11 protein-coding genes are annotated in these 14774 nt (G+C 46.4%); 6 read left to right on the top strand and 5 right to left on the bottom strand.

All coding sequences use genetic code 11. The features are described from left to right. Positions 1–59: 59 nt before the first annotated feature. Positions 60–2342 (top strand): hypothetical protein, encoded by a 2283-nt coding sequence (locus NAF29_RS00530; protein WP_251259474.1) that lies wholly within the window; start codon positions 60–62, stop codon positions 2340–2342. A gap of 228 nt (positions 2343–2570) precedes the next feature. Here the strand turns inward: NAF29_RS00530 and NAF29_RS00535 are convergent, their stop codons facing one another. From NAF29_RS00535 to epd, 3 genes are all read right to left on the bottom strand, one after another. Continuing rightward, positions 2571–4607, bottom strand: coding sequence for a winged helix-turn-helix domain-containing protein (locus NAF29_RS00535; RefSeq protein WP_251259475.1), 2037 nt, complete (start codon positions 4605–4607; stop codon positions 2571–2573). A 237-nt stretch (positions 4608–4844) separates the two neighbouring features. Further along, positions 4845–5318, bottom strand: a complete 474-nt coding sequence (locus NAF29_RS00540; RefSeq protein WP_251259476.1) for a hotdog fold domain-containing protein — start codon at positions 5316–5318, stop codon at positions 4845–4847. A 237-nt stretch (positions 5319–5555) separates the two neighbouring features. Further along, the gene (gene epd, locus NAF29_RS00545; protein ID WP_251259477.1) at positions 5556–6614 is read right to left on the bottom strand and encodes an erythrose-4-phosphate dehydrogenase; all 1059 of its coding nucleotides are present in this window, start codon (positions 6612–6614) and stop codon (positions 5556–5558) included. A gap of 457 nt (positions 6615–7071) precedes the next feature. On the opposite strand from epd, the gene NAF29_RS00550 reads away from it, so the two are divergent. The 4 genes from NAF29_RS00550 (at position 7072) to NAF29_RS00565 (ending at position 11593) form a co-directional block, all read left to right on the top strand. Further along, the gene (locus NAF29_RS00550; protein ID WP_251259478.1) at positions 7072–8610 is read left to right on the top strand and encodes a Re/Si-specific NAD(P)(+) transhydrogenase subunit alpha; all 1539 of its coding nucleotides are present in this window, start codon (positions 7072–7074) and stop codon (positions 8608–8610) included. Between the two features lie 12 nt (positions 8611–8622). Further along, a complete protein-coding gene (gene pntB, locus NAF29_RS00555) occupies positions 8623–10023 on the top strand; it encodes a Re/Si-specific NAD(P)(+) transhydrogenase subunit beta (RefSeq protein ID WP_251259479.1) in 1401 nt (466 codons plus the stop codon). 208 nt (positions 10024–10231) lie between these two features. Beyond that, a complete protein-coding gene (locus NAF29_RS00560) occupies positions 10232–11092 on the top strand; it encodes a winged helix-turn-helix domain-containing protein (RefSeq protein WP_251259480.1) in 861 nt (286 codons plus the stop codon). 117 nt (positions 11093–11209) lie between these two features. Further along, a complete protein-coding gene (locus tag NAF29_RS00565; RefSeq protein WP_251259481.1) occupies positions 11210–11593 on the top strand; it encodes a hypothetical protein in 384 nt (127 codons plus the stop codon). A gap of 30 nt (positions 11594–11623) precedes the next feature. Here the strand turns inward: NAF29_RS00565 and NAF29_RS00570 are convergent, their stop codons facing one another. Both NAF29_RS00570 and ilvY read right to left on the bottom strand, forming a co-directional pair. Then, a complete protein-coding gene (locus tag NAF29_RS00570; RefSeq protein ID WP_251259482.1) occupies positions 11624–11797 on the bottom strand; it encodes a DUF6435 family protein in 174 nt (57 codons plus the stop codon). Between the two features lie 333 nt (positions 11798–12130). Then, positions 12131–13015 (bottom strand): HTH-type transcriptional activator IlvY, encoded by an 885-nt coding sequence (ilvY, locus tag NAF29_RS00575; protein ID WP_251259483.1) that lies wholly within the window; start codon positions 13013–13015, stop codon positions 12131–12133. Positions 13016–13133: 118 nt separating this feature from the next. Here ilvY and ilvC point away from each other — a divergent pair, with 118 nt between their 5' ends. Beyond that, entirely contained in the window at positions 13134–14618 is a 1485-nt protein-coding gene (ilvC, locus tag NAF29_RS00580) for a ketol-acid reductoisomerase (RefSeq protein WP_251259484.1), read from the top strand. The last annotated feature ends 156 nt before the right edge of the window (positions 14619–14774 follow it).

Genomic DNA, 14774 nt, shown 5'->3' on the forward strand with positions numbered 1-14774 from the left:
CACTTTGAATTAAATCTGCACGCACAGCTTGTGAGCAGAATAAAGAAAGAGATTAAGTCATGAAAAAAATGATTTTAAATAAAACTCCAATCGCTCAGTCTTTAGCGATGGTGCTTTTAGGCAGCATGCTAAGCGCATGTGGCGTGAATGAAGAGAAACAAGAACCGCCAGTCTTTGACGATGTGCAAGACTACGTACCGCATGCTTTTACCATTTCAGATGATTTGAATGTCGCCAAAGAAGACGTGGCCACTTCATTCGGTTTAATGCAAGTCCGTGGTATTGGTTTTTCCGGTGTTGAAATTGGCGTTCGTGTTGAAAATGGTGAATACGCGATTGCAACTCGCTCCGTGCCTGAAGATGGTGTAACGCGCATTACTTGTGGCGAATTTACCGATCAGCCTGGCATTGTGACAAGCATGCAAGACGTCTGTGTTCGCATTAAACCCGATGATCTTCCGGTTGAGTTTGAAGGCACTGCATCAGCAACTTTGTTCGTTGGCAATGAAGACCTTGTGGATGAAAATGGCGAACCAGTTGCCGAGCGAGTGAAATCTGACGAGTACACGCTGAGCATCGAAGCGTTAGATGATGTGCCCACTCCGTTGGCCTTTGCTTCGCTGTCGCTACAAGCTGAAAATGAATTGGTATGTTCGAGCGAATCGGATGCTGGGTTAGTGGACTCGATTAACGTACCAATCTCACTTGAAGTGGAAGGTGGTTTCTATAAATTGAATGGTGGCGAGCCAGCAACAGAGCCAGTGATGGTTTCAACTGGAGACTTCATTCAAGCTTGTGTGATGACCTTGACCGGTCAGGGTGTAAGCTCAACTGCGACTATCAAGCTGCAAAATGCCCCAGATGCTGAATTTACAGCTAAAACACACCCGGGCGATCAACCACCCGTGTTAAATGTGATGTGGCCCCCTCAGTATTCAAGCACCAATGTGGACTCGTTAGTGGCCCGCGGCGAAGTATTCATTGATCCTGAATTGATTGAAACAGGAGCAACGGTTGAGTCCCTCACGCTGAATGGCGAAGCATTGGAGCTGACGCTTGTTTCAGCAGAAGGCGAAGCACCGGTGTATGCTTGGGAAAAGGCCATCACCACCACAACCGCCGGATTGAATGCGTTCTCATTGGTTGCAACCAGTGCTACGGATTCTGGTGAGCTATCTCAAACCACAGAACTATCTGTATTTAAACAAGCTTTTGATGAGCAGTTTCCAGCGGCCCGTGAAAACTTTGGTACGCTTGCTGATGTGGCCTTCGATAAAGCTGGAAATCGATTATTCTTGTTGGATTATCAGCAAGACGCGATTTATTCACTGAATCTTGAGGATGGAGCTCACGATCAATATTCTGATTTAGCGGCTGACATGTCTGCGCTCGGCACCGATCAAGGGGGCCCTGTAACCAACCCTGCTGCATTCGGTATCGTCTTAGACGAAGCCAACAACAGCCTGATCTTTACCGAGAAATCAAAAGACAGAATGTATCAATTCAACCTCGCAAATGATGTGCTGTCGGTGTTCTCATACAAAGGCACTGGTGCTGAAACTTGGCCCGGAACTCTCAATAAACTTCGAGAGCCTGGTGCGAATAATGCGTCTGAATTTAGAGATCCGGCACAAATGGCGATTCGCAATCGCGATGGTTACTTGATGACTGCAAATGCGCAACATGTGGCCAATGGAGCGAGCTCAAACCCTGGTATTCCAATGGTGCGTTTGAACGACCAAGATCCAGCGGAAGATGTCGATAGCGAATACCTGCGTGGAAATCATTTCCAGATATTGCAAAACGATGCAACCAATCCTGTACTACTCGGATGGGGCGTTGATGTTTACAATGCCGCATCAGCCGATGATGCAATGGACGGTGATGTATATTGGTTTGGTAACGACAACAGTTTGCTCAAAATACCGTTTGAGACAGCATTTAGTGCGATTGACGAAACGTTGGTGTTCTCAAGTGAAGAGCTGCCTGCGTTTACCACGGCAATCAAAGAGAATGCGAACCGAAACGACTTCGTCCCTCGGTCTTTGGCTGTGGATGAAAGCAAGCAGATCTTGCTCACAACCAACACTGTGTCGGCCACAGAAGGCCAGTTAATTGCGATTGACCTCACCACAGAGCAGCGCTCGGTGCTAGCCGACAACTCTGATGCCAGCCAAGCACCCTTGTTGCCGTTGTCATCAGTGTATGAGCACTCTGAGTTGGGGTACTACATTGCCGTTGCTTTTGAAGACGCAAGTTGGGGTGGCAATATGAATGTGGTCTATGCCATCGATAAAGAAACCTTGGATCGCGTGGTCTTAACCAAGCCCGCCAATCCGTAACTTTATTCATCGCGCTTCGAGTGGAGCGCCGATAAGGCAAAAACCGATGCATGTTAGCATCGGTTTTTTTATGCGTTGACGACTCTCAATCGTGTCATTTTTGTGGTGGCTTTTGGCACAGAAAGATCTGAATAAACCTAATCACTGTGGCGCTGGCGCGAGAATTTGAATGGAGTGTGGTATTGACGGGGCAGTGTGTGCCCCAAATAAATTTCACGAAGGCGCAGACTACTTCAGGTTGAATTGGTAAATCTCGCGTTTCACAACCGCTTCATGACGGGTTAACGCCAGTTCGTCATCATTCACATCAGTGATGAGACCCTTGTAACTATTGCGCAGGGCCACCGTAGAGTGAGAGTGCGTGTTGAAGTCGAACTTATAGATATTCTTCCGTTGATTGGGACGAACCAAAAAATAATAAATGCCTGAATTATTTGCAGCAATAAGACGCGTATCCGATGCAAAGTCACTGGCCAAGGCCACGGCTTGATCGCCACGCAACGCACTTAAAGTATTCCCGTTTAAAAAATATAAATGGCTTTGTTGAGTCATCACTTGGCTTCTGTCGGGAATGGCCAGTAACTCTCGCTGTCCACTTGAAATGGATTGGTGCCAATAACTTGCGCGTTGATTGTTCATATCCACGTAGTAGATATCATCGGCCGATGCCCCAAATCCTAGGGGGGTGACGAACAAGTTGTGCTGAACCACGATTCGATCGCTTCCATCTGACACATCATGGATATAAATATCGTTATCAACCGAAAACATAATGCGCTGATCGTCGGCCGACCAATGAATGTTTCGAATCGATTGATGGTTTTCTATGTGAGTTAGCTGTTCGGGTGGCTGTCCATTTCTTATGTGCCAAATTTGAGGGCTACCCGAAGCTTCTGACACATAGGCAAAACCATTATTGTGGTGTGAATAAGTCGCACCTGAGTGCTTTTGCACACCGGAAACAGTAATTTCTTGGCAACATTCCTCGAGTAGAGAATGCGTCATGATGTCAAAGTTGGGTTCGTACCGCATGACGTATAACTGAGCTCCATCGGATGTTATCCGAGGTTTCGATAAGTGCCCTTGAATCTCAAGTGGTAGGGGCTCGACAGAGCCATCGAGTTTAAACACCTGAACACGCCTATCTGATACATAAAGCACGCCTGAACGATCGGGTAGCCAAGTCACGTCAGAGATAGATGTGCTGGTTGTATGTTTCAGTTGTGTTGCGCCAGTGGCATCTTTCAGCACCAAGTGATGTTGGCGGTTATCGATGAGAATGTACGCCACCGAACCGTTCAATACCGATAGGCTTTTTACGCGGCCTGGTTCACTGTATTCAAAGGTGTTGAAGTCCTCTAGATTGATGGTATGCAGGGTAAATTCGTGTTTTGAATTGGGAGAGCGCCTTACCAGCAGCGTGCTGTTGTTTAGATAGCCAATGTCTCGATACAAATAGCGTGAGGTATCGATAATGATTTGCTCGGAGGTTGTTTGCGTTTGATCTGGGTTGAAATTGAATGCAGTGATCGATGACAGCGATTTACGCCATGCCGCGATTAATTGCTGGCCGTTTGGCGACCAAGCAAGGCTGATTGCTGGGTGAGCGTGACCAATATGTTTCACGCGCCACTCGTGTCCATCGGTGTGACGAATAAAAATAGAAAATTGACCATCTACTAACCGTGCAAAGGCAATTGCGTTGGATGTGGGATGAATGGCAAATTCAAAATCGTAGCCGTCCGCAGCGGTAAATTTCGACACGCTCTGAACGGAAATTGAGTGACTATTTTGATTCGTCTCATTGGGAACGAATACATTGGTGATCATTAGCACCGCGACAATGGTGAGTACAAATAGCCCAGCATAGATTTTGTAATATGGCCGTTTGACAGCAGTATTAGGGCCGATGTAGGAATTTTCGGTTCGCTCAAGAATGACGGGTGTTATCGCAAGCTGATATCCTTTTTTGGGAAAGGTGCAAATGTACACATCGTCATCGCCAGAGGTGCTAAAGATCTTACGCAGCACTGATACGCAGCGCTGTACCGATTGCCTTGAAACAATCGTGCCCTTCCATACTTGCGCCATTAATTCATCAACACTAATGACTCGCTCAGGGTGTTGAGCGAGATAAACTAATACCGCCATGACTTTGGGTTCAAGCTTAAATTGTTGTTCACCCAAACTGATGCGATCTCGGTCAGGTTCAACTAGGTATTGATTTAATTGGAATGGATTGGCTTTTTCTACATGTTCTGCCATATGAGCAGAAACCCCACTAAAACAAGAATGAATACTATTTTACACGGTCAAAAATGAGCGGGCATTGATGGCGGATTTAGACTGAAAGTTGCAGCTCTGAAAGTCATATATGTTGCCAATAAACTCATGTAGCAGGCCCGCGTTGGCGACTTTCAATATAACTTTACGCTCAAATAGCAGGGCGTGCTGGCTATTGGATCAAAAAATCATAATGTTGATGTCAATAATTTACGATTCTCACCCGCTAGATTGAGGTTTTTCCGAGATCCACAGCGTGATCACGCCAGACACAACGATTTGGTTTGCATCGTCATAAGCATTCACGACCACTTTCATATCGCCTACTTGCCATTGTTCGGGTTTCACTGACACCACACAGCGAATATTAGTTTCAGCCTTTGCCGCATAATCTACTTGCATCCCCTTGGGTATCCAGCGCAAGTGTTTGGGAATAGATGCTTCAGCCATGAACCCCATCGCTAATTCTAGTCCATTGCAAATAGCGATGACGTGGACGGTTCCAATATGATTAGTCACGCGTTTGCGCTTTTTTATGAGGCATTCACAATGGTTTTCTGAAAGATCAGTGACAAGTGGCGAAATAGTGGTGAAATACGGTGCTCTACGTGCCGCATAACGGCTAAAAAGCCATTGACCAAAGGGTAACTTAGAAAATTTTTGATAAGTTGAAAGTACGTAATTTGCCATCATCGCCTCTATCTTGTCTGACCAGTTGGAGGGTGTCAGAAATTAGCGGTAAACGCCAATGATTCCTGCACGAAATGAGACGCGAGTTTTGGATTCAACTTGGCTGTCACTCGGCATGATTGAGCCTCGCTTTAGGTATGGGCGAGGCTCATTGCCTAGTGTGAGGTGACAATGCGGCGTGGTGCATTGATCATGCAATAGCTGACTTACCCCAACAGACGCAGGATAAGACCGAGATGTTTACTCAGAAGGCCGTTCGGCATTGATGGTGGCCATGGCTAAACAAGTGTCGAGCATTCGGTTCGCAAACCCCCACTCGTTATCGCACCACAATAGTAATTTGACTAAATGTCCGTCAGACACGCGCGTTTGTGAACCATCGACAATGCAAGAGTGCTCATCATGAATGAAGTCGGCCGACACTAAGGGGTCTTCTGTGTAATCAACAATACCAATAAAGCGCTCTTCAGACGCTTGTGACAGCACTGAATTAATGCTCGCCACATCAACTCGCGTGGATAGCGTTAACGACAAGTCCATTGCTGTGACATTCGTGGTTGGAACTCGAACCGCAATGGCTTCGAACTTGTTTTCCATATGCGGCAAAATGCGTTCAATACCACGCGCCAATTTTGTATCGACTGGGATAATAGATTGGCTTGCAGCCCGAGTTCGGCGTAAATCGTGGTGGTATGCGTCAATGACATTTTGATCGTGCATGGCGGAATGAATCGTAGTAATTGCACCGCGCTCAATGCCAAACATTTCATCGAGAACACAAAGAATCGGCACGCAGCAGTTAGTGGTGCAACTCGCGTTCGACAAAATGTCATGATCTTCTCTGAGCTCGTGCTGGTTTACACCAAATACAATCGTTGAATCGACATCTGCATCTGCCGGATGGCTGAACAGAACTTTCTTTGCGCCTGCATCGATGTGTTTTTGCGCATCAGCACGGCTTGAAAATACACCCGTACATTCAAGCACTATATCAACTTTAAGCTCTTCCCAAGGCAAATGTTCAGGGTTGGGTTCATGAGTTAGCGCTATGGCGTCTTCTTCAACCCATAATACGCCTTCACCAATACTGACCGGTAAATAAAATTTGCCGTGGGTGGAATCGTATTGTGCTAAATGGCGAATGGCTTCAGGACTTGCCAGCTCATTGATGGCAACGAGCTGAATGTAATCGCGCAACCCCGACTCGTACAAGGCACGCATTGCGCTGCGGCCAATTCGGCCAAAACCGTTAATCGCAATTCGAAGAGGTTGTTCTAGGGTCGGGAATTTAAGTGACATTCAGTAATACGCCATGCATTCAAAGGAAAATTAGTGCTCCAAGCCACTTTAACATGCCACTAGGGCCAAGCAAGCGGGCATCATCGAACTTCCCACATAAGCCGGTGTGAACGGAATCATACAAGCGGGTGCCCTTTTAACCAAAAAACATAAATAAATTATTGAAAATAAGTTGATTAAATAGTCATTTTTATTGCATGTTTTGTCATTCATCAACTCATTGGAGGGATGATGTGTATTATGATTCAAAGCAAGATTGAACAAAATTAAACCAGTACAGCGGAACAATTAACTGAAACCGCCTAAGCTGTAATAAGAAGACGAAAACAGTGCCGAGGAACGACGCATGACTTGTTCTTAGTCAAACCATTTAATGGCTAAATGATTGATAAAGAACACATGTAATTTTTTTACTCCATTTGGAGTTCCCAATACAAAAGCCAGTAGGAACCATCTCATGCAAATAGGGATTCCCAAGGAACTAACCCTCAATGAAAAGCGTGTCGCTGCGACTCCTACATCTGTCATTCAACTGAATAAGTTGGGGTTTGATGTAGTCGTCGAAAGCGGTGCGGGTCTTGAGTCAAATTTTAATGATGCCAGCTACGTAGAAGTAGGGGCGACGATTGTTGAATCTGCCGTTGCTTGGCAAAGCGATATCGTATTGAAGGTCAATGGACCGATAGAAACCGATACGGGCCATGAAGCCGATCAAATGAAGCAAGGCGCCACACTAATTAGTTTTTTGTGGCCAGCCCAAAATGAAGCTCTTGTGCAGCTTTTAGCCGACAAACAAATAAACGCCATGGCGATGGATATGGTGCCGCGTATTTCACGCGCCCAATCACTTGATGCCTTGAGTTCAATGGCCAACATTGCCGGCTACCGCGCAGTGGTTGAAGCCGCGCATCACTTTGGCCGTTTCTTTACCGGCCAAATTACCGCCGCTGGTAAAGTTCCACCCGCTAAAGTGCTTGTGATTGGTGCCGGTGTGGCCGGTTTAGCCGCCATTGGTGCGGCTGGTAGTTTAGGTGCAGAAGTACGCGCATTTGACACTCGTCCAGAGGTGAAAGAGCAAATCAACTCAATGGGTGCGAGCTTTCTTGAATTAGAATTCGAAGAAGAAGCAGGCAGTGGCGACGGTTACGCCAAAGTTATGTCTGAGGAGTTCATTGCTGCTGAAATGGCATTGTTCCGTGAACAAGCCAAAGAAGTCGATATCATCATTACCACCGCACTCATCCCGGGCCGCCCTGCTCCCAAACTCATTTTGGAAGACATGGTTGGTTTAATGAAGCCGGGCAGCGTAATTGTTGATTTGGCCGCTGCTACAGGTGGCAACTGCGAGTTAACTGAAAAAGATATTGTGGTGGTGAAAGAAGATGTCACCATCATTGGATACACAGATTTGCCGTCTCGTTTACCGGGTCAAGCTAGCCAGCTCTACAGCACTAACTTAGTCAATCTTCTCAAGCTGTTATGTAAAGAAAAAGACGGCAATATCGACATCGACTTTGATGATGTTGTGATTCGTGGCGTTTCTTCAACCAAAGAGGGTGAAGTGACTTTCCCGCCTCCGGCAATTCAGGTCAGCGCTGCTCCTAAAGCAGAGCCAACGCCTGAGCCTGTGGTCGCAGAGCCCGAAAAACCAGCAAACCCTTGGATTAAGCGCGGCCTTGCATTGGCTGGACTTGCCGCATTTGGTTGGGTTGCTAATGTTGCTCCTGCAGATTTTCTAGCTCATTTTACGGTGTTTATCTTGGCATGTGTGGTGGGTTATTACGTTGTGTGGAATGTGAGCCACTCGCTGCATACTCCACTGATGAGTGTCACCAATGCAATTTCGGGCATCATTATCGTAGGTGCTTTGTTGCAAGTAGGCCAAGGCGGTTGGTTAATTACCTTACTGTCGTTCATTGCGGTATTGATCGCAGCCATCAATATTTTTGGTGGATTTACCGTGACTCAGCGTATGCTGAAAATGTTCACTAAGTAAGGAGAAAATTTAATGTCTCAAGGACTCGTAACTGCGGCATACATTGTTTCTGCCTTACTGTTTATTTTCAGTTTGGCAGGCTTGTCAAAGCAAGATACAGCAAAAGCAGGCAATTGGTACGGCATTGCCGGTATGGCTATTGCCCTGATTGCTACCATTCTGAGCCCATCGGTTGAAGGCTTGGCTTATATTATTGTGGCCATGGTGATTGGGGGGGCCATTGGTATTCGCTTGGCATTAAAAGTCGAAATGACGCAAATGCCAGAGCTGGTGGCTATTCTACATAGTTTTGTAGGTTTAGCGGCCGTATTGGTTGGTTATAACAGCTATTTTGAACACCACAATATGAGTGAATTGCAAAAGCTTGCAATGGACTCGGCGGTGGCCAATATTCACTTAACCGAGGTGTACTTAGGTATCTTTATTGGCGCAGTCACCTTTACCGGTTCGATTGTTGCGTTTGGGAAGCTGCGTGGCATTTTCTCATCATCCCCGATGAATATTCCGTTCAAGCATAAGCTCAACTTGTTGGCCGTTGTGGTATCTATTGTGCTGATGATCCACTTTGTTCAAGTCGGTGGTGTGACTTGGCCATTGTTGATTATGACACTTATTGCGTTTGCTTTTGGATGGCATTTAGTGGCATCGATTGGTGGAGCAGACATGCCAGTTGTGGTGTCCATGCTTAACTCGTATTCTGGCTGGGCAGCTGCCGCTGCAGGTTTCATGTTAGCGAACGACTTGTTGATTGTGACCGGGGCTTTGGTGGGCTCGTCGGGTGCGATCTTGTCATACATTATGTGTAAGGCGATGAATCGTTCGTTCATCAGTGTGATTGCCGGTGGTTTTGGAACCGATGGGACGATCTCTTCCAGCAGTGAAGAGCAAGGCGAACATCGTGAAGCCAGTGCCGATGATGTGGCCGACATGCTGAAAAATGCTAAGTCGGTCATCATTACGCCAGGTTATGGTATGGCGGTCGCGCAGGCTCAATATCCTGTGGCGGATATGACGCAAAAACTGCGAGATGCTGGTGTGAATGTGCGCTTTGGTATTCACCCTGTTGCAGGCCGTTTGCCCGGGCACATGAACGTCCTGTTGGCCGAAGCCAAACTGCCGTACGACATCGTGTTAGAAATGGATGAAATCAATGATGATTTTCCAGAGACCGATGTGGTGTTGGTGATTGGCGCGAACGATACGGTGAATCCAGCTGCTATGGAAGATCCAAACAGCCCTATTGCAGGCATGCCCGTTCTTGAGGTGTGGAATGCGAAGGAAGTTGTAGTGTTCAAGCGCTCTATGAATACAGGGTATGCAGGTGTTCAGAACCCCTTGTTCTTTAAAGAGAACACGGTGATGTTATTTGGCGACGCTAAGGCCAGCGTTGATAACATTAATAAAGCGCTTTAAGTCATTCAAGTGAGTGTTACCCCCAAAGCCTGCTATCTTGAGCAGGCTTTTTTCTATCTTCACAACATGCCGTAAGGTGTTACCGTCACAAGACACCCGTGAAAGGTTAATAATTTGAATCCAACTACTGATGTTCTGTATTTTAATTGGTAAGCTGATGATCGCGGGAAGGATTTCCGTTTAGAAGTTTTAGAACAAAGGACCTGTTTTGCACTATCACTTTGTCCAATTTAAGCTCGACTTTGAACATTGCCAACTCACGGTAGGTGATGAATGTGTGGCGCTTGATGAACGTTTTTTCAAATTATTTGAGGCTTTAATCGAGGTTTACCCTGACTATTGCTCCAAAGCCGATCTGCTTCATAAAATTTGGGCCGACACTGTGGTGTCAGAGTGGTCTTTGTCCAAATTAGTATCCGATGCTCGAAAAGAGTTTTCTAAGCTTGGTTACGCACAAGAAGTCATTCAAACACTGAATGGCCGCGGATACCGGTTAGCCGCCGATATTGGGGCTCAACTCACACCTAACACCCCCAACTCCCCAACCTTAAAAGATTGGCTTCGGCCTAGTGCTCCGGTCGCAGCGTTATTGCTGTTATTGGCAGCCATGATTGGTGGAAGTTCCTACTTATATTATCAAACGGCCCGCCTCATCCATTCTCATGAAATGCCTACTCCAATAGTCTTTGGTGAGCCGACAGATGCGATTGGGCGCATTTTATGGGTTGACGATCACCCATTAAATAATCACCTAGAGCGCCATTACTTAGAGCAATTCAAAATCGGTGTCTACGCCTCGGTGAGCAGTGAAGATGCATTGCGTTTACTGGATATGTACCCGTATCAGGCTGTTGTATCTGATATGGGCCGCCATGGCGATCCGTTGGCTGGTATTAAATTACTCGAAGCCATGCGAGCACGAGACGATGACACACCGTTTTATGTGTACACCATTGTGACTTCGGATGAACTAGAAAAACAGCTCACGGAGTCCGGTGGGCAAGGTGTTGCGGTTGAACCTGCCGAATTGTATGACTTGATATTGCCGATATTCGAGATTGCTGATTAGCTAGCGTAACTTACTGATTTCAAAATAATTCAAAATAATTCAAATTATTTCAAAACATTTTAAGCCGCGTTAGGTTTATAAATACAGAGTCGTCGTTCGTCATGGGGTGACTCTGAAATGCTGAAATTCCACCGGTTTATATTCGTGGCTGCATTCTGTGGTATGAGTCTGTTGGGATGCGACTTGCTGAACCAAGAATCGCATTCTGTGCGTGGTGTTGTAGAAGGTTTGGTTGGAGAAATGTCGGTGTCGGTTGTGACGCATGGTGAGCACTCCGGGGCCATCATGTTATTTGGAAATGGCACAGGCAACATCGAATTTGAATTGCAGCAACCCTTCTTACAAGGAAAAGGCCAGCTCTTTATAGAACAACAACCTTTTAGTCAAACATGCCAGATCTTAGTGGCTCAAGAAGGATTTCGTGTGCGCATTGTTTGCCAAACCACAAACCAATCGAGTTCTGGTGAATGCACTACCATAAAGCTGAGGCTGGCTAAATAAGGCATGGCTAATCAAAGCTCAGTGCTGAATTTACTGCTGTTTTTGCAAGGTCTCAATTTCTTGCCAGAGTGCTTCAGCCTCTGCGGTGAGCAGTGAGTAAGACTTGATGTCGCCTCGGCGTTGAGCCTGCATTGCGTCGGCCAGCATTGCTCGATATTTCTTTTGTTTCTTTTTGACAGGATTGGGTTTTAAAAAGCTCAACATAAGCAGTCCATAATGATTGAATAAAGAAAAGACTCCCGGCATTTGCAAGTGGGCAAATGCCGGGCTATCCAAAGGATAGGGTTGGAATAAGTTACAGAGCATTGAAGGGCTTCAACGTTGTCCGGTTGAATGACCCGAACAAACTCACCAGAAACAGCGTTCAAGTTGCATGGGTCACAGGGCGTAAAATGCAGGGGACTGTTCGCATCACCGCCTCACACAACTCACTCGCAGTTCTTCTTTTTGCAAGTAACATGTCTGTGTACGCAATTCCACTTCGAGTAGATCGAAGTCGAATGAATTAATGCGTTTGAATGAGCGATTGCCGTAGATTTAGCTTTGGGATTTTGCAACCGCCCAAAAGGCAGCTACTTTCGGATCTTGAAGGGATCGCTTAGCGGAGCAGATCCCCACCTCGAAAGGCCCTAATACGTGCGGCAACTCTAGTACTCGAATGCTGTTTCGAAGGGGGCTGTTTCGCAATACAGGTGCTGGAACGGGGCCAACTCCCAATCCCAGCGCTACCATAGACACAATGGCTTCATGACCAGACACTTCGGCATGCACATTCGGCTTGAAGCCCAGCTCCTTACTCCATTTTTCAATGCGCTGCCGAGACACGCCGCGCTCGGGCAAAATATAGGGCAACGATTCCCACTTAATTAGGTCTGTCGCGATTTGTTGACTGACCTGACATGGCACAACTGGCCCGACCATTTGTAGTGGCGCATCGCCCAATTTGTGAAAAACAAGACCGCTTGAAAGTCTGTCGGGGCGGGCTGTGATCACCACATCGGCATCGTTATTTTTTACCCAATCTAAAGCATCGGCCGGATCACCCGTGCTGAGTTTGATATCAACAGCCGGATGCTGATTTCGAAAGTGCATAAGCAAATCATATAAAAATGAATAGCTTGCTGTGACTGAACAATAAATATGGAGCTGCCCGGTGAGCGCATCTTGGTCTTGACTGAGTTGGCTTTCTAAGTCGCGCCAATCGTGTAATACACGTTGCGCAAACAACAAGAAGCGCTGACCCGCACCGGTCAGCTGTACACGACGGTTGTCACGGCTAAACAAGGCTTCTCCAACCTCCTCTTCCAATCGTTGGATGGTTCGGCTTAAAGTAGGCGCGCTCACATGCATGGCCGTGCTGGTTTGGCCAAAATGCAGGCTAGTAGCGAGATGGCAGAACATTCTTAATGAACGGATGTCCATCGTAGTACTCCGTATCTAACGTTTCATATATTGAAACACAATCTTGAAAATATGTCATTTTACGAAACTAGTCAGGTTGCTTAAAATGGCCGAGTCGAAATTGAGGAATATTTTAAAAATGGCTAATTACTTCAACACCCTAAACTTGAGACAACAATTGGCTCAGTTAGGCGTATGCCGCTTCATGAACCGCAATGAATTTGCAGATGGTTGCAACTTCCTCAAAGGAAAGAAAATTGTCATCGTAGGTTGTGGCGCACAAGGTTTGAACCAAGGTTTGAACATGCGCGACTCTGGCCTCGATGTAAGCTACGCACTGCGTGAAGCTGCGATTAAGGAAAAGCGCCAATCTTGGCAGCAAGCAACTGACAATGGTTTTACTGTTGGTACTTATGAAGAGCTTATTCCTACCGCAGATCTCGTGTGTAACTTAACGCCAGACAAACAACACACTAATGTTGTTGAAACGGTCATGCCGTTAATGAAACAAGACGCGGCATTAGGTTACTCACACGGCTTCAACATTGTTGAAGAAGGCATGCAAGTTCGTAAAGACTTGACCGTAGTAATGGTTGCTCCTAAGTGTCCTGGTTCAGAAGTACGCGAAGAATATAAGCGTGGCTTTGGTGTTCCAACACTCATCGCTGTTCACCCAGAAAATGACCCTCAGGGTCACGGTGCAGACATTGCGAAAGCATGGGCTTCTGCAACCGGTGGTGACCGCGCAGGTGTATTGTCTTCATCTTTCGTAGCGGAAGTGAAGTCAGACCTAATGGGCGAGCAAACAATTCTGTGTGGCATGCTTCAAACGGGCGCAATCTTGGGCCACGAGAAGATGGTTGCTGACGGAATGGACAGCGACTACGCAGCAAAATTAATTCAGTACGGTTGGGAAACTGTCACTGAAGCGCTGAAGATTGGCGGCATCACATTGATGATGGACCGTTTAAGCAATCCAGCAAAAGTTAAAGCGTTCGACTTGGCTGAAGAGTTGAAAGGCTTAATGGCACCTTTGTTCCAAAAGCACATGGATGACATCATCTGTGGCGAGTTCTCCTCAACGATGATGGAAGACTGGGCGAACAACGATGCAAACCTATTGAAGTGGCGTGAAGAAACAGCCGAAACTAGTTTTGAAAAAGCATCAGCAACAGACGCACAAATCGACGAGCAAGAGTTCTTCGACAAAGGCATCTTGTTGGTTGCCATGATCAAAGCAGGTGTTGAGCTAGCGTTCGAAACCATGGTAGATGCAGGCATCATCGAAGAGTCTGCTTACTATGAATCGCTTCACGAAACACCATTAATCGCCAATACCATTGCACGTCGCAAATTGTACGAGATGAACGTTGTGATTTCAGATACTGCTGAATACGGTAACTATCTGTTCTCTCACGCAGCCGTACCGTTGCTTCGCGAAAAACTCATGCCAAATCTGACAACAGAAGTGATCGGAAAAGGTGCAGAGTTCGATAGCAATAGTGTTGACAACATGCGTTTAGCTGAAGTGAACGAAGCAATTCGTAATCACCCAATCGAAAGTGTTGGTAAAACCCTACGTGGTTATATGACTGACATGAAACGTATTGTAGAAGTTTTGTAGTGACCTGACTGTCGGTAGTTTGTAGTAGTTGCCCAACCTTGTGTTGGGCCTTTTTTTGCCTGAAATTTGAGATTTCCTGTTTTTACCCTCTTCGCGCGTTCTCTGGGCATTGCCAGATCTCCTCCCCAAATTGCGTTTAGGCTTTAGCTTTCAGCG

The organism is Echinimonas agarilytica, assembly GCF_023703465.1.
GTDB classification, from domain to species: domain Bacteria; phylum Pseudomonadota; class Gammaproteobacteria; order Enterobacterales; family Neiellaceae; genus Echinimonas; species Echinimonas agarilytica.